The following is a 19,635-nucleotide window of genomic DNA, read 5'->3' on the forward strand; positions in this document are numbered from 1 at the left end:
TGCTGGGCGCACATAAAAAAAGGCCACCCGAAGGCAGCCTTTAAAAACTAAAGAAAGAGAGTTGTTACTTACACCGCCGCAACGGGACGCATGTAAGAGATCGGTGCGGTGCTGGCATCTTCGAAGGTCACGACTTCCCAAGCGTCTGTCTGCTCAATCAACTTGCGCAGCAGCTGGTTGTTAAGGGCGTGGCCCGACTTGAAGCCTTTGAACTCGCCTATCAGGCTATTGCCCAGCAGGTAGAGGTCACCGATTGCATCGAGGATCTTGTGCTTCACGAATTCGTCTTCATAGCGAAGGCCGTCTTCGTTCAGTACACCATCCGCGTCGACCACAATGGCGTTTTCAACGCTGCCGCCGAGTGCGAGGTTGTGCTTGCGCAGGTACTCGATGTCACTCATGAAACCAAAGGTACGGGCGCGGCTGACTTCTTTTACAAACGAAGTGCTGGAAAAATCCACGCTTGCACTTTGGGTGCGGTCACGGAATACCGGGTGATCGAAATCGATCTCAAAGCTCACTTTAAAGCCTTCGAACGGAACGAAGGTGGCGCGCTTGTCGCCGTCTTCTACTGTCACTTCCCGCAGAATGCGAATGAACTTCTTAGCTGCGTCCTGTTCTTCCAGGCCGGCAGATTGAATCAAGAATACGAAGGGTCCAGCGCTGCCATCCATGATCGGGACTTCGGACGCGGAGAGCTCGACGTAGGCGTTATCGATGCCCAAACCGGCCATGGCCGAGAGCAAGTGCTCCACCGTGTCCACTTTGACGTCACCGTTGACCAATGTGGTCGACATAGTGGTTTCGCCAACGTTTTCCGCGCGAGCAGGAATCTGCACCACAGGGTCCAGGTCGGCACGCACAAACACGATGCCGGTGTCGACAGGTGCAGGCTTGAGGGTCAGGTAGACCTTTTCCCCGGAGTGCAGACCTACACCTGTGGCACGAATAATATTCTTCAGGGTGCGTTGTTTAATCATGGCTTGGACCGCTTCAGCGCAAATTGCGAACTGGTATCAACAAAGGCTGGCGATAATAGCAGACCAGACCTTTGCTGAACACCAATCACCTTCATAGCCCTGATACATTCCATTAATCGGCCTGACGACGCAGGAATGCCGGGATGTCCAGGTAGTCCAGGTCATCTTGCGGATTCGGGCTACGGGACGCCGCAGCACCGGCCTGAGCCTGGTTGCGCATCACGGTCGGACGATCCAGATCGCGGTAGTTCACCGACGGCAGCTCCTGACGCGCAGGGGCTGGAGCGGCAGCCGCCTGGCTGGCCTGGCTGCTGTGCAGGGTGTTGTCGATCACCTTTACAGGCTTCTCGATCTTAGCACCCAGACCGGTGGCAACCACGGTGACGTGCAGCTCGTCGCGCATGTCCGGATCGATCACGGTACCGACCTTGACCATGGCGTGCTCGGAAGCGAAGGCTTCAATGATGCTACCCACGTCGGAGTACTCACCCAGGGACAGGTCAGGACCGGCGGTGATATTCACCAGGATGCCGCGTGCGCCTTGCAGGTTCACGTCTTCCAGCAGCGGGTTGCGGATGGCCGCTTCGGTAGCTTCGCGTGCACGGTTCGGACCGCTGGCGCAGCCAGTGCCCATCATCGCCATGCCCATTTCGCTCATCACGGTACGGACGTCGGCAAAGTCGACGTTGATCATGCCTGGGCGCTTGATGATGTCGGAGATACCGCGAACGGCACCGGCCAGTACATCGTCAGCCTTGGCGAAAGCGGACAGCAGGCTTGCGTCCTTGCCCAGGATGGTCAGCAGCTTCTCGTTGGGAATGGTGATCAACGAGTCGACGCTTTCAGACAGCAGACGGATGCCTTCGTCGGCGATCTGCATACGCTTGCGACCTTCGAACGGGAACGGACGGGTCACTACTGCAACCGTCAGAATCCCCATTTCCTTGGCCACTTCGGCGATGATCGGCGCAGCACCGGTACCAGTGCCGCCGCCCATGCCGGTGGTGATGAACACCATGTTGGTGCCTTGCAGCACTTCGGCAATACGCTCGCGGTCTTCCAGGGCGGCTTGACGGCCGACTTCCGGGTTGGCGCCAGCGCCGAGGCCCTTGGTCACCGCGGTGCCCAATTGCAGGATGGTGCGCGCGCCGATGCTTTTCAGCGCCTGGGCATCCGTGTTGGCGCAGATGAATTCAACGCCTTCAATGTTGCTCTTGACCATATGGTTGACAGCGTTGCCGCCGCCACCGCCGACACCGATCACTTTGATGACCGGGCTGGCGGGGATGTTGTCTACGAGTTCGAACATTTTCCCTCTCCTTTCGTTTTCTCTAGTTTTTTCGCCTACTGCTTTACAGCAGCTCCAAGTTGCAAGCCATGAGCTGCAAGCTTGAAGCTTGTAACTTGTCGCATGAAGCCAACTTCGTTAGAAGTTCCCTTTTACCCAAGCCTGTAACCGCTCGAACAACGGTGCCTTGGCTTCGTCGTCGCCACGGTAGCTGTCACGGTTGCTTGGGCCCGACAGGGAAATGCCGTCGGTCTGCTTCTGCAGCCCGTACAACAGCAAACCCACTCCGGTGGAATAAATCGGGTTGCGCACCACGTCGCCCAAGCCCTTGACGCCATGTGGCACGCCCAGGCGCACCGGCATATGGAAGATTTCCTCGGCCAGTTCGACCGCGCCTTCCATCTTCGAGGTGCCGCCGGTCAGCACGATGCCGGCCGGGATCAAATCTTCGTAGCCGCTGCGGCGCAGTTCAGCCTGGATCAGGGTGAACAGTTCGTCGTAGCGCGGCTCGACCACTTCGGCAAGGGCCTGACGCGACAGTTCGCGCGGTGGACGATCGCCCACGCTCGGCACTTTGATGGTTTCGCCGGCACCGGCCAGTTTGGCCAGGGCGCAGGCGTAACGGATCTTGATTTCTTCGGCGTACTGGGTCGGTGTGCGCAGTGCCATGGCGATGTCGTTGGTCACCTGGTCGCCGGCAATCGGGATCACGGCGGTGTGACGGATCGCACCTTCGGTGAAGATCGCGATATCGGTGGTACCGCCGCCGATGTCCACCAGGCACACGCCCAGTTCTTTTTCGTCGTCGGTCAGCACCGAGTAGGCCGAGGCCAGTTGCTCAAGGATGATGTCGTCGATTTCCAGGCCGCAACGGCGCACGCACTTCTCGATGTTCTGCGCGGCATTGACCGCACAAGTGACCACATGGACCTTGGCTTCCAGACGTACGCCCGACATGCCCAAAGGCTCGCGAACGCCTTCCTGGTTATCGATCACGTAGTCCTGCGGCAGGGTGTGCAAGACGCGCTGGTCAGCCGGGATTGCTACGGCCTGGGCGGCGTCGAGCACACGCTCCAGGTCGGCCGAGCTGACTTCGCGGTCGCGGATCGCCACGATGCCGTGGGAGTTCAGGCTGCGGATATGGTTGCCCGCCACGCCAACGAACGCCGAGTGAATCCGGCAACCGGCCATCAACTGCGCCTCTTCGATGGCGCGCTGGATCGATTGCACGGTGGACTCGATGTTCACCACCACGCCCTTCTTCAGGCCCCGGGACGGATGCGTGCCAATACCGACGATTTCGATCGTGCCGTCTTCCCCGACCTCGCCCACCAGCGCCACCACCTTGGAGGTGCCGATATCCAGACCGACGATCATTTTGCCGCTTTGCACGTTTGCCATGGGTCCTGCCTCTTCTTAATTCTTCGCGACAGCGGGTTGCGCTGCCGTGGGCGCAGCCGGTTCACGCCAGCCGACGGCAAGGCCGTTGGCGTAACGCAGGTCGACGCTCGCAATGTTCGTAATCTGTTCTTTCAAGGTTTTGTCGTAGATGGCAATAAAGCGGCGCATCTTCTCCACCAAGCGGTCGCGTCCCAGCAACAACTCGATGCCCGGGCCGGAACTGCCTGCCCCGGTTGTCAAAAACCAGCTGCCCCGTTCACGCAATTCCAGGCGCGCAATGGAGAAGCCCAGTGGCCGCAGCATCTGGCTCAAGGCCTGGTACTGCTGCATCACTTGCTGCTGCGCCCGCTGCGGCCCGAACAACTGCGGCAGGTGCTCGTAGTTGGCCAGCTCACGCGGGGTGAACGCCTGGCCCTGGTTGTTCAACAGCGCCTCGTCGCCCCAACGGGCCACCGGCAGTTGTTCTTCCAGGCGGATCGTCACCTGATCCGGCCACACGCGACGCACTTCGGCGTGGGCGATCCACGGCATCTGCTCCAGCTCCCGGCGCATGCCGGCCAGGTCGATGGTGAAGAAGCTCGCCGCCAGGAACGGGCCGATGCGCTGCTGTACCGCCTGCTGGCTGATGTAGCTCAGATCGCCCTGCACACTGATCTTGGTGATCGGGCGGTCGGCGTACGGCAGTAGACGCTGCGCGCCTTCATAAGTGCCGAAGCCCAATACCACCAGCAACACCGGCCAGAACAGCGCCTTGAGGAAAGCAAAATTGGCCTTCGGCAGGCGCGCCGACATCGGCTCTTTAGCCACCATGCGACTGGCACCCCGGGGCACCGGCTTGCGGCTCGGTGCACGTGGGGGCTGATGACGAAGCGATGCGCCTTTCATGTCGTTAGCCTCTTGCCTCGATGCTGGCGGCCAGGATCGCCAGCACCAACTGCTGGAAGTCCAGACCGGCGGCACGGGCAGCCATTGGTACCAGGCTGTGATCGGTCATGCCTGGTGCGGTGTTGACCTCAAGGAACCAGAAGTTGCCTTGGTCGTCCTGCATCACGTCTGCCCGTGCCCAACCGGCGATACCCAACGCCTCACAGGCTTTCGCCGTAAGGTCCATCAATTCCTGTTCTTTGTTTGCGTCGAGGCCGCATGGGATCCGGTACTGGGTATCGGAAGCCAGGTACTTGGCGTCGTAATCGTAAAAGGTGTGGGGCGTGCCCAATGCGATGGGCGGCAATACCTGGCCACGCAGGGTGGCGATGGTGTACTCGGGACCGGAAATCCACTGTTCCACCAACACTTGCGAATCGTAGGTACTTGCCGCTTTCCATGCGTCGATCAATTCGGCGGCCGAGTTCACTTTGGCCATGCCGATACTGGAGCCTTCATGGGCAGGTTTGACGATCAAAGGAGTGCCCAGTTCCTCGACTGCAGAAATACAATCGGCTTCGCTGCACAGAACACTGTGACGCGGGGTTGGAATACCCAGGCTGTGCCACACCTGCTTGGTGCGCAGCTTGTCCATGGCCAATGCCGAGGCCAGGATGCCGCTACCGGTGTAGGGAATACCGGCGCACTCCAACAGGCCCTGCATGCTGCCGTCTTCACCGCCGCGACCGTGCAGGATGATAAAGGCGCGGTCGATTTTTTCGGCCAACAGGCGCGCGAGAAAATCATCGCCCACATCAATCCCGAACGCATTCACGCCGGCGCTTTGCAGGGCTTCGAGCACGGCGTTGCCGGACTTGAGTGACACTTCACGCTCGGCGCTCTTACCGCCAAACAACACCGCCACGCGGCCGAAGTCGGCAGGCGTGATGGTGGAAAACAGGGCTTCGTAGTTCGTGATCATTTCGACTTCCCCTGGGCAGCGGCGAAGAGCGGGCTCGCCAGCAATTTAGGGGCAAGGCCACCGATGTCACCGGCGCCCTGGCACAGCAGAATGTCACCGGCACGCAGCAGCGGCTTGACGATTGGCGCCAGGTCCACACCGCGCTCGATGTAGATCGGGTCCAACTGGCCACGCTGGCGGATGCTGTTGCATAGCTTGCGGCTGTCGGCGCCCGGGATCGGTTCTTCACCGGCCGGGTAGACCTCCATCAGCAGCAGCACGTTGGCGTCGGCCAATACATTGACGAAGTCATCGTATAGATCGCGGGTACGGCTGTAGCGGTGCGGCTGGTACACCATCACCAGGCGACGCTCCGGCCAGCCACCGCGCACGGCCTTGATCACGGCGGCGACTTCGGTCGGGTGGTGACCATAGTCGTCCACCAGCATCACGTCGCCGCCCTCTACCGGCAATTGGCCGTAGACCTGGAAGCGTCGGCCCACACCGGCAAAGCGCGACAGACCTTCGACGATCGCTTCATCGCTGACGCCTTCATCGGAAGCAATGCAGATGGTCGCCAGGGAGTTCAATACGTTGTGGTTACCCGGCATGTTCACCGACACATCCAACGGCTCACGGTCCGGACGCAGCACGGTGAAGAAGGTTTGCATGCCTTCCTGACGCACATTGATCGCACGCACGTCGGCATCTTCGCTGAAGCCGTAAGTGACGGTCGGGCGTTTGACCAGCGGCAGAATCTCGCGCACTACAGGGTCGTCCAGGCACACCACCGCCAAGCCGTAGAACGGCAGGTTGTGGAGGAACTCGACGAAGGTTTTCTTCAACTTGTTGAAGTCACCGTCGTAGGTCGCCATGTGGTCGGCGTCGATGTTGGTGACCACAGCCACCAACGGTTGCAGATGCAGGAAGCTGGCATCGCTTTCGTCGGCTTCGGCGATCAGGTAGCGGCTGGTGCCAAGCTGGGCGTTGGTGCCGGCTGCATTCAGACGGCCGCCGATCACAAACGTCGGGTCCAGGCCACCGGCGGCGAACACCGAGGCGATCAGGCTGGTGGTGGTGGTTTTGCCGTGGGTGCCGGCGACCGCGATGCCGTGGCGATAGCGCATCAGCTCGGCGAGCATCTCGGCGCGCGGCACCACGGGAATACGACGTTCAAGGGCGGTGGCCACTTCCGGGTTAGCTGTGTTCACCGCGCTGGACACCACCAGCACATCGGCCTCGGCGGCGTTCTCGGCACGGTGGCCGATAAAGATCTGCGCACCAAAGGATTTGAGGCGGTCGGTGACCTGGGATTCTTTCAAGTCCGAACCGGACACCTGATAGCCCAGGTTGAGCAGCACTTCAGCAATGCCGCACATACCCACGCCGCCGATTCCGACGAAGTGAATGCGACGGATACGGCGCATTTCCGGCTGCGGCATGGCTTTCTGATTCTCAACCATGGGCCACCTCCAGGCAGATATCGACCACGGTGCGGGTTGCTTCAGGTTTGGCCAGGCGGCTTGCGGTGCTCGCCATGCTGTTAAGTCGTTCCGGTTGCATCAAAACCTCGGTCAGGCGTGCGGCCAAATCGGCGGCGCCAGTCGTTCTTTGCGGCAGCAGGAAGGCAGCGCCCTCCCCGGCCAAATATTCGGCGTTGCGGGTCTGGTGATCGTCAATCGCATGGGGCAGAGGCACCAGCAAGGACGGCAGACCGGCGGCGGCCAGTTCACTGACGGTCAGCGCACCAGCGCGACAAACCACCAGGTCGGCCCAGCCATAGGCATGGGCCATGTCTTTGATGAAAGGCTGTACGTTGGCCTCCACACCGGCTTCGCGATAACGCGCGGCGGTGACTTCATCGTGGTTTTTGCCGGCCTGGTGAAAGATCTCCGGGCGTAGCTCCAACGGCAGTTGTGCCACGGCTTCGGGCAGCAATTTGTTCAGTGGTTCAGCGCCCAGGCTTCCGCCCAGGATCAACAGGTGCGCCTTGCGCCCGGCCAAGGCATCGCGAGCGATGCCCATGAACAGCTCGGTACGCACCGGGTTGCCGGTGGTGCGGCGTTTGCTCGACAAGCCAAAGGTGTTCGGGAATGCCTCACACACCCGCGCCGCCAGCGGCACCAGCAGGCGGTTGGCGGTGCCGGCCACGGCATTCTGTTCGTGGACGATCACCGGTACACCGGCCAGCCTGGCTGCTACGCCGCCAGGGCCGGTCACGTAACCGCCGAAGCCAAGCACGCAGACAGGCTTCAACTCACGGATAACCTTGCGCGCCTGCCAAACCGCCTTGAGCAATACGAACGGTGCTTTGAGCAAGGACAACTTGCTCTTGCCACGTAGGCCGCTGACGTTGATCAGGTGCAGCGGCAACCCAGCGTTAGGCACCAATTCGTTCTCGATGCCGCGCGGCGTCCCCAGCCAGTGCACCGTGTAGCCACGGCTCTGGAATTCCCGCGCACACGCCAGGGCCGGGAACACATGGCCCCCGGTACCACCCGCCATGATCAGCACATTAGCGCCCATGGATAGGCTCCTCGGCGAAGTCGCTTTCGCTGAATTCCATCTCTTCGCTGCCCAGGTGGGTGCGACTCTCCCACTCGATGCGCAGCAGCAAACCCAGGCACGCGCAGCAAATCACCAAGGAACTGCCGCCGTAGCTAAGGAACGGCAAGGTCAGCCCTTTGGTCGGCAGCAGGCCGACGTTCACACCGATATTGATCAGGAACTGGCCGATCCACAGGAACGACAAGCCGTACGCCACATACGCGGCGAAATATTGTTTGGCCTTCTCGGCCCACAAGCCGATATACATGCCGCGTACACACACGAACACGAACAGCGCAACAGTGCACAGCGAGCCCACTACGCCGAGCTCTTCGGCGAGTACCGAGAACACGAAGTCCGTGTGGGCTTCGGGCAGGTAGAACTGCTTCTGTACGCTGTTGCCCAGGCCAACGCCCAGCCACTCGCCGCGACCGAAAGCGATCAACGCCTGGGTCAGCTGGTAGCCGGAACCGAACTGGTCGGACCATGGGTCGGTAAAGGTGATCAGACGCGCCATCCGGTAGGGTTGCGCCTGCACCAGAATCGTCACGGCCGCCACCGCCAGCACCACCATCAAGGTGAACCGGAACAGACCTACACCGCCAAGGAACAGCATCGCCGCCGCCGCCCCCATCATCACCACGGTGGCGCCGAAGTCGGGTTCCATCAGCAACAGGCCGGCCATGGGCAGCAGCACGATGAATGGCTTGAAGAACCCCATCCAACTCTCGCGCACTTCCTTCTGACGTCGCACCAGATAGCCAGCCAGGTAGATCACCACGAACACCTTGGCGATTTCCGAGGGTTGCACGTTGAACGCGCCGAAACCGATCCAGCGCATCGAGCCGTTTACCTCGCGACCGATGCCCGGCAGGATCACCATCACCAGCAAGCCGAACGCGCCGATCAACATCAGCCAGCCCAGGCGCTGCCAAGTGGCGATGGGGATCATCATGGTCACGATGCAGGCACCGATACCGATCACCAGGTACACCAGATGGCGGATCATCATGTAGAGGGTGTTGCCGGACTGCACGGCGGCGACTTCGGAAGACGCCGAAGTGATCATCACCAAGCCCAGGCCCAGCAGCGCCAGGCAACCGGCAAGCATTGGGAAATCCAGGTCGATACCGCGCCCGGTAATAATCGGCGACGGGTACGGCTTGATGATGTTTCTCAGGTTCAGGTTCATGCCAAGGCCTCCACGGCGCGAGCGAACAGCTGGCCGCGCTCTTCGTAGTTCTTGAACATGTCCAGGCTGGCACAGGCCGGCGACAGCAGAACGGCGTCACCGGGTTGGGCCACGGCTTTGCATTGCAGGACGGCCTCGTCCAGGGAGGCCACGCGAATCTGCGGCACCGCGTCACCGAGGGCGGCGGCGATCAGCTCGGCATCACGGCCCAGCAACACCACGGCGCGGCAGTGGGCGGCCACCGGTGCCTTGAGATCCTTGAAGTCGGCGCCCTTGCCGTCACCACCGGCGATCAGCACCAGCTTACCGTCGATATCGGCGCCAAGGCCTTCGATGGCAGCCAGCGCGGCGCCGACATTGGTGGCCTTGGAATCGTTGTAATAGCTCACGCCATCCAGGTCACGCACCCACTGGCAGCGGTGTTCAAGCCCGGCGAAAGTGCGCAGGGTCGAGAGCATGGCATCGAACGGCAAACCCACGGCATGCCCGAGCGCCAGTGCCGCCAGGGCGTTCGACTGGTTGTGGGCACCACGGATTTTCAACTCGCGCACCGGCATCAGGCTCTGGAATTCGAATGCCAGGTATTTCTCGCCATTCTCTTCACGAATGCCGAAAGCCTTGAAGTCGGGTTTGCCCAAACCGAATGTCCAGCATGGCAACCCTTCGCCCATCAGCGGACGGCTCAGGGCATCATTACGGTTGACCACCACTTGCTTAGCGCCGCGAAAGATCCGGTGCTTGGCCAGGTGATACGCCGGTAGGCCGCTGTAGCGGTCCATGTGGTCTTCACTCACGTTCAACACGGTGGCCACTTCGGCACCGAGGTCGTGGGTGGTCTCCAGTTGGAAGCTCGACAGTTCCATCACGTACAGCTCGACATCATCGCTGAGCAGGTCCAGCGCCGGGGTGCCGAGGTTGCCACCCACGGCCACGCGCTTGCCGGCCGCTGCCGCCATGTCGCCGACCAGGGTAGTGACGGTGCTTTTCGCGTTGGAACCGCTGATGGCTACAATCGGCGCCTTGGCATTGCGCGCAAACAGGTCGATATCGCCGGACAGCTTCACGCCACGGGCCGCAGCCGCTTGCAGGGCCGGAGTCGCCAGGGCCAGGCCGGGGCTCACGTAGAGCTCGTCGGCGCGGCACAGAAACTCGACATCCAGCTCGCCACAACGCACTTCCACGTGCGGGTAGTCACGACGCAGCGTGACCAGCTCCGGTGGATTTTCCCGCGTATCGGCCACGGCAAACGACGTGCCCCGGCTCGCCAGGAAGCGAACCAGGGACATGCCGCTCTTGCCGAGGCCGACAACGATGCGGAAGTGGTCTGAAGCGATCAGGGACACTCGTTTCTACCTCAGTTTCAGGGTGGCAAGGCCGATCAGCACCAGAATCACGGTGATGATCCAGAAGCGGACAATCACGCGCGGCTCGGGCCAGCCCTTGAGTTCAAAGTGGTGGTGAATCGGCGCCATGCGGAACACGCGGCGCCCGGTCAATTTGAAGGACGCCACCTGGATGACCACCGACAGGGTTTCCATCACGAAAACACCGCCCATGATGAACAGCACGATTTCCTGGCGAACGATCACCGCGATGGTGCCCAGGGCCGCGCCCAGCGCCAGTGCGCCGACGTCGCCCATGAAGACTTGGGCCGGGTAGGTGTTGAACCACAAGAACCCAAGCCCCGCACCGATCAGCGCGCCACAGAACACGATCAGCTCGCCCGCCCCCGGTACATAAGGGATCAGCAGGTATTCAGCGAATTTCACGTTACCCGACAGGTAGCAGAAGATGCCGAGCGCGCCGCCCACCATCACCGTCGGCATGATCGCCAGGCCGTCGAGGCCATCGGTGAGGTTGACGGCGTTGCTGGAGCCGACGATCACGAAGTAGGTCAGCACCACGAAACCGATACCCAGGGGAATGCTGGCATCCTTGAGCATGGGCAGAATCAGCGTGGTTTCCACCGCGCTTGGGGCCGTCATGTACAAGAAGATCGCCGCACCCAGGCCAAATACCGATTGCCAGAAATACTTCCAGCGGCTTGGCAGCCCCTTGGAGTTCTTCTCGATCACCTTGCGGTAGTCGTCCACCCAGCCGATGGCGCCGAACAGCAGGGTCACCAGCAACACCACCCATACATAACGGTTGTGCAGGTCAGCCCAAAGCAAAGTGCTGACACCGATAGACGACAGGATCAGCGCGCCGCCCATGGTCGGCGTACCGGACTTGGACAGGTGCGACTGCGGGCCATCATTGCGAACCGATTGACCAATTTGCAGGTTCTGCAGGGTGCGGATCATCCACGGCCCGAGGAACAGCGACAAACACAACGCGGTCAGCACACCCAGAATCCCGCGCAAGGTCAGGTACTGGAAGACCGCGAAGCCTTTGTGGAACTGTTGCAGATACTCAGCCAGCAGCAGCAGCATTAATGTTTCTCCGTACTTGAGCCACACAAGGCCACGACGACGTTTTCCATCACCGCGCTGCGCGATCCCTTGATCAAAATGGTTGTGTTTTTATCGTGTTCGGCCGCGCCGATGGCCTGGATCAACTCGGCTTGACTGGCGAAATGCGTGGCACCGGGGCCGAAGGCGGCGACGGCGTGGGCCATGTTCGGACCGACTGCGTACAGCGCATCGACTTTGCCCGCCGCGTAGGCACCGACTTCGCGATGCCCCTGCTCGGCCCAGTCGCCCAGTTCGCCGATATCGCCCAGCACCAGCACCTTGCGCCCGGCGAACCCTTTGAGCAGGTCGACCGCAGCGTTGATGGAAGATGGGTTGGCGTTATAGGTGTCGTCGATCACGCGCATACCATTGGTAGCCAACTGCGCCACGGTGCGGCCCTTGACGGGTTGCACAGCGCCCAGCCCCGTGACGATACCGAACAGCGACACGCCCAGGGCATGGGCGGCGGCGGCGGCGGCCAGGGCATTGGCGACGTTATGGTTGCCCAACAAATTCAGTTGCACGTGCTCGTTGCCTTGCGGGGTGTGCAAGGTAAAGGAAGGGCAGCCGCGTGCATCGACGGTGATGTTGGATGCATGGAAATCAGCCGCGGCGTTAAGCACGGCAAACGTCAGGACCTTGCGACCGGCGGCGCGCACACGCCAGGTTTCGAAGGCTTTGTCGTCGAGGTTCAATACGGCAGTGCCCGAAGCGTCGAGGCCTTCAAGGATTTCACCCTTGGCTTCGACGATCTTTTCCGGGCCACCGAACTCACCGACGTGAGCGGTACCGGCGTTATTGATAACGGCGACGTGAGGCTTGGTCAGTGCGACGGTGTAGGCGATTTCGCCGATGCGCGATGCACCCAGTTCGATCACCGCCGCCGTGTGTTCCGGGGCCAGTTCGAGCAGGGTCAGCGGCGCGCCGAAATCATTATTCAGGTTGCCACGGGTAGCGAGTACCGGACCACGGGTGCGCAAGACACCGGCGAGCAGTTCCTTGACCGTGGTCTTGCCGCTGGAACCGGTGATGGCAGCCACAGGCTTATCGAACGCGGCACGGTTGAGTGCGCCCAGTTGGCCCAGGGCCAAGCGGGTGTCGGCAACCAACAACTGCGGCAGGCTCGACTCCGGCACTTCGCGCTGCACCAAGGCACCCACGGCGCCTTTGGCGGCGACGTCATTCAGGTAGTCGTGGCCATCAAAGCGCGGGCCGGCCAGCGCAACAAACAGTTGCCCTGGCTGGATGGCACGGCTGTCGATGCTGACACCGTCGAAGCGGCAGTCGCTGGACAACATGCGGCCCGACAGGGCCTGGGTCAGTTCACTGAAGCGCATCGGCTTAAGCATGGGCAACCTCCCAGGCGCTCAAGGCGTGATCAGCCTCGACCAGATCGGAAAAGGCATGCCGCTCGCCGTTGATTTCCTGATAGTCCTCGTGGCCTTTACCGGCCAGTACCACCACATCGTCGGCGCTTGCGCTGGCGATCAGTTGGGCGATGGCGTCACCGCGGCCGGCAACGAAGGTGGCCTTGGATACGTCTTTGAAGCCGGCACGGATATCGTCGAAGATCTGGCTCGGGTTCTCGCTGCGCGGGTTGTCATCGGTGACCAACACGCCGTCTGCCAGACGTTCAACAATCTCGGCCATCAGCGGGCGCTTGCCGCGATCACGATCACCGCCGCAGCCGAACAGGCACAGTAATTTGCCCTTGGCGTGGGGGCGCAGCGCTTCGAGGACTTTCTCCAGGGCGTCCGGCGTGTGGGCGTAGTCGACCACCACCAGCGGCTGTTTGCCGCCACCCAGACGCTGCATACGGCCGGCCGGGCCTTCCAGCTTCGGCAGTACTTTTAAAATTTCGTCCAGGGCGTAGTCCAGGCCCAGCAACGCGCCGATGGCAGCCAGTACATTGCTCAGGTTGAACCGGCCGAGCAAGGTACTGCGCAGGTGATGTTCGCCCTGAGGCGTCACCAGCGTGGCACGCACGCCTTCGTCGTTGAACTGGGCTTCGCGGCAATACAGGTAGGCACTTGAATCGTGCAGGCTGTAGCTGATCAGGCGCGCTTCGCTGTGTTCGGCGGCCAATTGGCGACCGAAGTCATCGTCCAGGTTCACCACCCGACACTTAAGATCGTTCCAGGCGAACAGCTTAGCCTTGGCGGCGGCGTAAGCCTCCATGGTGCCGTGGTAGTCCAAATGGTCGCGGGACAGGTTGGTCATCACCGCCACATCAAACGCCAGAGCGCTGACGCGGCCTTGATCCAGCCCGTGGGACGAGACTTCCATGGCCACGGCCTTGGCACCGGCCTTTTTCAGGTCGGCCAGGGTCGCTTGCACGGCAATCGGGTTCGGGGTGGTGTGCAGGCCGCTTTGCAGCGCGCCATAGAAACCGGTCCCCAGGGTGCCGACAATCCCGCAATGCTGGCCCAGCAGATCAAGAGCCTGGGCAACCAATTGGGTCACGCTGGTCTTGCCGTTGGTGCCGGTCACGCCCACCAGGTTGAGGTGGCGGCTCGGCTCGCCATAGAAACGCCCGGCGATATCGGATAACTGTTTGGCCAGCCCCTTGACCGGAATCAGCGGCACGTCGGTGATCGGTAGCACGGTGGCGCCTTCGGCTTCATAAGCCACGGCGGCTGCACCGCGCTGCAACGCATCGGCAATGTGTGCACGGCCGTCGAACTTGCCACCCGGCACCGCCAGGAACAGGTCACCGGCACGCACATTGCGGCTGTCCAGGGTCAGCTCACGAATCAATAGGTCGCGCCCGGCGTGGGCGAAGATCTTGTTCAAACTCAGAGACATCAGCCGCGCCCTCCATTGGCTTTTACGGCAGCGGCCGGTGGCCCGGCGTTCGCTTGTTGGGTGGGCGGCAGGTTGTCCGGGGTGATGTTCATCAAGCGCAGGGTGCCGGACATCACTTTGCTGAACACCGGCGCGGAGACCAGGCCACCGAAGTAACCGGCCTTACTCGGTTCATCGATCACCACGACGATGGCGTAGCGCGGATCGCTCATTGGGCCGAAGCCAGCGAACAACGAACGATACGAGTTCTCGGCGTACCCCTTGGTACCCACCGACGTCTTACGTGCGGTACCGGACTTGCCGCCCACGTGATACGCCGGCACCTGGGCACGGAATACACCGCGCGGCGCCTCGATCACTTGTTGCAGCATGCCTTGCATAGTCTTGGCGACGTTCTCCGGGATCACCTGGGTCGCTTTCGGCGCTTCATCGACGTGGATCAGGCTCAACGGCACCATGCGGCCATTGTTGGCCAGCACGGAGAAGGCATGAGCCAGTTGGATTGCAGTCACCGACAGGCCGTAGCCGTAGGACAAGGTGGCGGTCTCGGCTTTTTTCCAGTCGCGGTAGTTCGGCAGGTTACCGACACGCTCGCCCGGAAAGTCCAAGCCCGTGGGTTGGCCCAGGCCGATCTTCTGCGCCAGGTGGTAGATGGTTTCGCCGCCGATATCGAAGGCGACCTTACTCATACCCACGTTACTGGAGTTGATCAGGATGCCGGTCAGATCCAGCACCGGTCCCTCGGTACGGGAAACGTCACGAATGGTGTATTTGCCCAACTGCAGCGTGCCCGGATAGACCTCGACTTTGTCGCTGGGCTTCCAGCGCCCGGTTTCGAGGGCGGCACTCATGGAGATGGCTTTCATGGTCGAACCCGGCTCGAACACGTCGATCATGGCGCGGTTGCGCATCATCGCCGGTTGCAGGTTGCGACGGTTGTTCGGGTTGTAGGTAGGCTGGTTCACCATGGCGAGGATTTCGCCGGTCTTCACGTCCATGATCACGAGGCTGCCGGCCTTGGCGCCGTTTTCGATGATCGCGTTACGCAGCTCACGGTTGGCCAGGTATTGCAAACGCAGGTCAATCGACAACGCCAAGGGCTTACCGGCCTTGGCGTTTTTGGTGACCTGGACATCCTTGATCAACCTGCCGCGCCGATCCTTGATGACTTGTCGCTTGCCGGGAACCCCGGCGAGCCATTCATCGTAGGCCAGCTCTACGCCTTCGCGGCCATGGTCGTCGATGTCGGTGAAACCCACCATGTGGGCGGTGGTTTCACCGGCCGGGTAGAAGCGACGGAATTCCTCGATGCCGTAGACACCGGGGACTTTAAGGTCGAGCACCTGCTGGCCCTGCTCAGGCGTCAGACCGCGCACCAGATAGATGAACTCTTTATTGGCCTGAGCTTCCAGACGCTCGGCCAAGGCCTTAGGGTCTTGACCGAGGGCGGCGGCGAGGGCCGGCCAGCGGTCCTTGGCGACTTGCAGTTCCTTGGCGTTTGCCCACAGCGTGGTCACCGGCGTACTGACAGCCAAGGGCTCGCCGTTGCGGTCGGTGATCAGGCCACGGTGCGCAGGAATAGGAATATGACGCAGACTGCGGGCATCGCCCTGACCGATCAGAAAGTCGCGATCGACCACTTGCAGATCAACGATGCGCCAGGCGATCGCCCCCACCATCAGCGCCAGCAAACCGAGCACCAGGCGGAAGCGCCATGGGTACAGTGCGCCTTCGAGTTTCATCATGGCGCCACCATCCGCACGTCAGCCGCGCTCGGGATGTGCATTTTCAACTGCTCGGTGGCCAGCACTTCGATACGACTGTGGGCCGTCCAGGTACTTTGTTCCAAGATCAACCGGCCCCACTCGGCCTGGGCTTTGTCACGCACACTCAACTCCCCATATAGGGTGTTGAGCAGTTGACGGTTCCAGTGGGCGCTGTAGGACACCGCAATCGCGGACACCAGTACGCCGATGAACAGCAGCAACATAAAGAAGCTGCCACCCGGGAGGGGTTTGGCGAAAAGCTTACTCACCGCAGCTTCTCCGCAACGCGCATAACAGCACTGCGGGCACGCGGGTTGGCCTTGAGTTCAGCTTCAGAAGCGAACTGCGCTTTGCCATGGATTTTGATTTTCGGCACAAAAGCTTCGAACCGTACCGGCAGGTTGCGCGGCAGGTTGTCGGACTCGCCCTTGACCAGGCGGCGCATAAACAGTTTAACGATACGGTCTTCCAGAGAGTGGAAGCTGATCACCACTAGGCGACCGCCCACTTCCAGCGCGTCGAGGGCAGCCTCCAGGCCGGCCTCAAGATCGCCCAATTCGTTATTGACGTGGATACGCAGGCCCTGGAACGCACGGGTTGCCGGGTTCTTGCCCTTTTCCCAGGCAGGGTTGGCGACTTTCAGCACTTCGGCCAGGTCGGCGGTGCGCTCGAACGGCTGGATTTCGCGGCGCTCAACCACGGCACGAGCCATGCGACCGGCGAAGCGCTCTTCACCGTACTCTTTGAATACACGGGCGATTTCTTCCACCGGTGCGGTGGCGATGAACTGCGCGGCACTGACGCCCCGGGTGGGGTCCATGCGCATATCGAGCGGGCCGTCGTTCATGAAGCTGAAGCCGCGCTCCGGGTCATCGAGCTGTGGAGAAGAAACGCCCAAGTCGAGTAGCACCCCGGCCACCTTGCCTGCCATGCCGCGCTCCGCCACTTCGGCACCCAGCTCGGCAAAGCTGCGCTGCACAACGACAAAGCGGCCGTCTTCGGCCGCTAGCGCTTGCCCGGTGGCAATCGCTTGGGGGTCTTTGTCGAACCCGAGGAGTTTTCCATCCGGCCCGAGCTGACTGAGGATCAACCGGCTGTGCCCGCCCCTGCCGAACGTGCCATCCAAATAGCAGCCATCCGCGCGTACAGCGAGAGCCTCAACGGCTTCGTCAAGCAGTACGGTGATGTGGTTAAAGCCGCTATCAATAGTCACAGGATCAGATCACGCAGTTCGTCAGGCATGGCGCCCGGTTGTTGAATAGCAGCCAGGTCAGCTGCAGAAACAGCATCCCAGGCATCTTCGTCCCACAATTGGAACTTGTTCAGTTGGCCGACCAACATCGCGCGCTTATCGAGCTTGGCGTACTCGCGCAGACGCGGCGGCACCAGGAAACGACCGCTGCCATCAAGCTCAAGGTCGACGGCATTGCCGATCAGCAAACGCTGCAGGCGGCGGTTTTCTTCGCGTAATGAAGGCAAGGCGCGCAACTTGGTTTCAATCAACTCCCACTCGTCGAGGGGGTAAACACATAAACAAGGGTCAACGGCATCAATAGTGATGATCAACTGGCCGGAACTTCTCGAAATCAGCTCGTCGCGATACCGGCTCGGCATAGCGAGACGGCCCTTTGCGTCGAGACTGATAGCGTTAGCTCCGCGAAACACAGATGCGTTTCTCCAAATTTTAGCGTTTTACGTTCAAAAAACCCACTTTGTGCCACTTTCCGCCACTTGCGCACACTATAGGAATGCGCCCACCACACCGTCAAGGCACGGATTCAAGGAAAAGCCTTACAGAACGGAGATTTAGGAGCGTAAAAGGAGGAGAAACCAGAGTTCAGCGATATTTTTGACCCAACAAGCACAGCAAGCTCAAAGAGCTATTGCTTGAAGTTAAAGTAATTTATTAAGAGTAAGATTTTTTTGGTATTACGAAGATGCATCTGCCAATGATTTGGCAGGGAGGGATTCTTGCGCTACTACCGGTTTTCTGCCCGAGATTCGGATAGAGGGAAATAAGGTGGAGAGTCGATCTATAAGCCGGGTTCTGTCTTGAACAGTCATTCGTCTACGATGGCCATCATTGGACATCTTTAGCAACCTACCCGGTCCCAGCGCGGGCCACGCCTTGGGACCCTATTTGGTCTTGCTCCAAGTGGGGTTTACCTAGCCACGAACTGTTGCCAGTCGTGCGGTGCGCTCTTACCGCACCTTTTCACCCTTACCGGCACCGAAGTGCTTAGGCGGTTATTTTCTGTGGCACTTTCCGTAGGCTCACGCCTCCCAGGCATTACCTGGCACTTCGCCCTATGGAGCCCGGACTTTCCTCCCCCCCCTAATTTTCATAGAGGGCAGCGACTGTCCAATCGACTCTCCGCCGCGCAGGTTAACGGCACGACGGCCTCAGGACAAGTATTAAAAGTACCCGACTGCCATCACCATCGGACGAAATGCCGCATTCAACCCGGAACTATTCGGCTTTCTGTTTATCCAGCGCCACTTGATACAGGACGTTCTTCCGCACGCCGGTAATTTCCGCCGCCAGAGCCGCGGCCCGCTTGAGGGGCATCTCCTTGAGAAGCAAGTCCAGCACGCGCATGGCCTCGCTGCCGACGGCATCCTCGCTTTCCGGCGCCGTCCAGCCCGCCACCAGCACCACGCACTCACCACGCTGTTGATTGCTGTCGCCTTCTACAAAGGCACGCAGCGCTTCCAGGGGCAGGCCCTTGAGGGTCTCGAAGGTTTTGGTCAGCTCACGCGCCAGCAACGCAAGACGCTCCCCGCCGAATACCAGCTCCATATCCTGCAGACATTCTAGGATTCGGTGCGGAGCTTCGTAAAAAATCAGGGTGCGCGGTTCTTCTTTCAACGCCTCAAGGCGCGCCCGACGCCCAACGGCCTTGGCCGGCAGGAAACCCTCGAAGATAAAACGATCGGACGGCAGACCAGCCGCCGATAAAGCCGCGATCAACGCGCACGCTCCCGGAACAGGCACTACATTGATACCTGCGGCCCGCGCTTGGCGGACTAGGTGATAGCCAGGGTCGGAGATCAGCGGCGTGCCGGCATCTGAGATCAACGCCACATCGTCGCCAGCCAGCAGGCGCACGATAAAACGGCTGCCCTCTTCGCGCTCGTTGTGTTCGTGACAGGCGGCCAGAGGAGTACTGATGCCAAAATGCTGCATCAGCCGCTGGGAGTGCCGAGTATCTTCCGCCGCGATCAATTTAACGTCGCGCAACACTTTCAATGCGCGAGCACTGATGTCGTCCAGGTTGCCAATGGGCGTCGCCACGACAAAAAGCGAGCCTGCAGTGGAATTCAGAGAACCTGGAGCAGTCAAAACGCACACCTCGATGGTTGGCAAAAAAATCCATT

Annotated in this window: 17 protein-coding genes and 1 other RNA gene; all 18 read right to left on the minus strand. The window is 60.9% G+C overall.

The window, feature by feature from the left end; translation table 11 throughout:
• Nucleotides 1-68: 68 nt before the first annotated feature.
• The 18 genes from lpxC to rsmI all read right to left on the minus strand — a co-directional run bounded on the left by lpxC (nucleotide 69) and on the right by rsmI (nucleotide 19,600).
• Nucleotides 69-980 (minus strand): UDP-3-O-acyl-N-acetylglucosamine deacetylase, encoded by a 912-nt coding sequence (gene lpxC / locus YA0848_RS17665; protein WP_003171886.1) that lies wholly within the window; start codon nucleotides 978-980, stop codon nucleotides 69-71.
• A 112-nt stretch (nucleotides 981-1,092) separates the two neighbouring features.
• Nucleotides 1,093-2,289 carry a cell division protein FtsZ gene (gene ftsZ / locus YA0848_RS17670; RefSeq protein WP_034095968.1) on the minus strand — a complete coding sequence of 399 codons (1,197 nt, stop codon included), beginning with the start codon at nucleotides 2,287-2,289 and terminating at the stop codon, nucleotides 1,093-1,095.
• Nucleotides 2,290-2,406: 117 nt separating this feature from the next.
• The gene (gene ftsA, locus YA0848_RS17675; RefSeq protein ID WP_034095967.1) at nucleotides 2,407-3,669 is read right to left on the minus strand and encodes a cell division protein FtsA; all 1,263 of its coding nucleotides are present in this window, start codon (nucleotides 3,667-3,669) and stop codon (nucleotides 2,407-2,409) included.
• A 15-nt stretch (nucleotides 3,670-3,684) separates the two neighbouring features.
• Nucleotides 3,685-4,554: a cell division protein FtsQ/DivIB gene (locus tag YA0848_RS17680; protein ID WP_034095966.1), complete on the minus strand. Its 870-nt coding sequence runs from the start codon at nucleotides 4,552-4,554 to the stop codon at nucleotides 3,685-3,687.
• Nucleotides 4,555-4,558: 4 nt separating this feature from the next.
• Nucleotides 4,559-5,515 carry a D-alanine--D-alanine ligase gene (locus YA0848_RS17685; RefSeq protein ID WP_034095965.1) on the minus strand — a complete coding sequence of 319 codons (957 nt, stop codon included), beginning with the start codon at nucleotides 5,513-5,515 and terminating at the stop codon, nucleotides 4,559-4,561.
• Nucleotides 5,512-6,957, minus strand: coding sequence for a UDP-N-acetylmuramate--L-alanine ligase (murC, locus tag YA0848_RS17690; protein ID WP_034095964.1), 1,446 nt, complete (start codon nucleotides 6,955-6,957; stop codon nucleotides 5,512-5,514). The genes YA0848_RS17685 and murC overlap by 4 nt, the downstream gene beginning before the upstream one ends.
• Nucleotides 6,950-8,020, minus strand: a complete 1,071-nt coding sequence (gene murG / locus YA0848_RS17695) for an undecaprenyldiphospho-muramoylpentapeptide beta-N-acetylglucosaminyltransferase (protein WP_034095963.1) — start codon at nucleotides 8,018-8,020, stop codon at nucleotides 6,950-6,952. Before murG ends, murC begins: the two co-directional genes overlap by 8 nt.
• Nucleotides 8,010-9,233, minus strand: coding sequence for a putative lipid II flippase FtsW (ftsW, locus tag YA0848_RS17700; RefSeq protein ID WP_034095962.1), 1,224 nt, complete (start codon nucleotides 9,231-9,233; stop codon nucleotides 8,010-8,012). Before ftsW ends, murG begins: the two co-directional genes overlap by 11 nt.
• Nucleotides 9,230-10,576 (minus strand): UDP-N-acetylmuramoyl-L-alanine--D-glutamate ligase, encoded by a 1,347-nt coding sequence (gene murD, locus YA0848_RS17705; RefSeq protein WP_169867997.1) that lies wholly within the window; start codon nucleotides 10,574-10,576, stop codon nucleotides 9,230-9,232. Before murD ends, ftsW begins: the two co-directional genes overlap by 4 nt.
• A 6-nt stretch (nucleotides 10,577-10,582) precedes the next feature.
• Nucleotides 10,583-11,665: a phospho-N-acetylmuramoyl-pentapeptide-transferase gene (gene mraY / locus YA0848_RS17710; protein WP_034111805.1), complete on the minus strand. Its 1,083-nt coding sequence runs from the start codon at nucleotides 11,663-11,665 to the stop codon at nucleotides 10,583-10,585.
• Entirely contained in the window at nucleotides 11,665-13,035 is a 1,371-nt protein-coding gene (locus YA0848_RS17715) for a UDP-N-acetylmuramoyl-tripeptide--D-alanyl-D-alanine ligase (protein ID WP_169902793.1), read from the minus strand. Before YA0848_RS17715 ends, mraY begins: the two co-directional genes overlap by 1 nt.
• The gene (gene murE / locus YA0848_RS17720; RefSeq protein WP_169902795.1) at nucleotides 13,028-14,491 is read right to left on the minus strand and encodes a UDP-N-acetylmuramoyl-L-alanyl-D-glutamate--2,6-diaminopimelate ligase; all 1,464 of its coding nucleotides are present in this window, start codon (nucleotides 14,489-14,491) and stop codon (nucleotides 13,028-13,030) included. Before murE ends, YA0848_RS17715 begins: the two co-directional genes overlap by 8 nt.
• Nucleotides 14,491-16,233 (minus strand): peptidoglycan D,D-transpeptidase FtsI family protein, encoded by a 1,743-nt coding sequence (locus YA0848_RS17725; RefSeq protein ID WP_167389880.1) that lies wholly within the window; start codon nucleotides 16,231-16,233, stop codon nucleotides 14,491-14,493. The genes murE and YA0848_RS17725 overlap by 1 nt, the downstream gene beginning before the upstream one ends.
• Entirely contained in the window at nucleotides 16,233-16,526 is a 294-nt protein-coding gene (gene ftsL / locus YA0848_RS17730) for a cell division protein FtsL (RefSeq protein WP_034095956.1), read from the minus strand. Before ftsL ends, YA0848_RS17725 begins: the two co-directional genes overlap by 1 nt.
• Nucleotides 16,523-17,470 (minus strand): 16S rRNA (cytosine(1402)-N(4))-methyltransferase RsmH, encoded by a 948-nt coding sequence (rsmH, locus tag YA0848_RS17735; RefSeq protein ID WP_034095955.1) that lies wholly within the window; start codon nucleotides 17,468-17,470, stop codon nucleotides 16,523-16,525. Before rsmH ends, ftsL begins: the two co-directional genes overlap by 4 nt.
• Nucleotides 17,467-17,922, minus strand: a complete 456-nt coding sequence (mraZ, locus tag YA0848_RS17740) for a division/cell wall cluster transcriptional repressor MraZ (protein ID WP_003171868.1) — start codon at nucleotides 17,920-17,922, stop codon at nucleotides 17,467-17,469. Before mraZ ends, rsmH begins: the two co-directional genes overlap by 4 nt.
• Nucleotides 17,923-18,277: 355 nt before the next feature.
• An RNA gene (gene rnpB / locus YA0848_RS17745) (RNase P RNA component class A) lies at nucleotides 18,278-18,631 on the minus strand.
• Between the two features lie 96 nt (nucleotides 18,632-18,727).
• Nucleotides 18,728-19,600, minus strand: coding sequence for a 16S rRNA (cytidine(1402)-2'-O)-methyltransferase (gene rsmI, locus YA0848_RS17750; RefSeq protein ID WP_034096760.1), 873 nt, complete (start codon nucleotides 19,598-19,600; stop codon nucleotides 18,728-18,730).
• Nucleotides 19,601-19,635 lie beyond the last annotated feature (35 nt).

The organism is Pseudomonas sp. S4_EA_1b, assembly GCF_016307435.1.
Taxonomy (GTDB): Bacteria; Pseudomonadota; Gammaproteobacteria; order Pseudomonadales; family Pseudomonadaceae; genus Aquipseudomonas; species Aquipseudomonas rhodesiae.

Excerpts from the sequence above, each read along its gene's own strand:
- lpxC (WP_003171886.1), bottom strand. The coding sequence starts at position 980 with ATGATTAAACAACGCACCCTGAAGAATATTATTCGTGCCACAGGTGTA.
- ftsZ (WP_034095968.1), bottom strand. The coding sequence starts at position 2,289 with ATGTTCGAACTCGTAGACAACATCCCCGCCAGCCCGGTCATCAAAGTG.
- ftsA (WP_034095967.1), bottom strand. The coding sequence starts at position 3,669 with ATGGCAAACGTGCAAAGCGGCAAAATGATCGTCGGTCTGGATATCGGC.
- YA0848_RS17680 (WP_034095966.1), bottom strand. The coding sequence starts at position 4,554 with ATGAAAGGCGCATCGCTTCGTCATCAGCCCCCACGTGCACCGAGCCGC.
- YA0848_RS17685 (WP_034095965.1), bottom strand. The coding sequence starts at position 5,515 with ATGATCACGAACTACGAAGCCCTGTTTTCCACCATCACGCCTGCCGAC.
- murC (WP_034095964.1), bottom strand. The coding sequence starts at position 6,957 with ATGGTTGAGAATCAGAAAGCCATGCCGCAGCCGGAAATGCGCCGTATC.
- murG (WP_034095963.1), bottom strand. The coding sequence starts at position 8,020 with ATGGGCGCTAATGTGCTGATCATGGCGGGTGGTACCGGGGGCCATGTG.
- ftsW (WP_034095962.1), bottom strand. The coding sequence starts at position 9,233 with ATGAACCTGAACCTGAGAAACATCATCAAGCCGTACCCGTCGCCGATT.
- mraY (WP_034111805.1), bottom strand. The coding sequence starts at position 11,665 with ATGCTGCTGCTGCTGGCTGAGTATCTGCAACAGTTCCACAAAGGCTTC.
- YA0848_RS17715 (WP_169902793.1), bottom strand. The coding sequence starts at position 13,035 with ATGCTTAAGCCGATGCGCTTCAGTGAACTGACCCAGGCCCTGTCGGGC.
- murE (WP_169902795.1), bottom strand. The coding sequence starts at position 14,491 with ATGTCTCTGAGTTTGAACAAGATCTTCGCCCACGCCGGGCGCGACCTA.
- YA0848_RS17725 (WP_167389880.1), bottom strand. The coding sequence starts at position 16,233 with ATGAAACTCGAAGGCGCACTGTACCCATGGCGCTTCCGCCTGGTGCTC.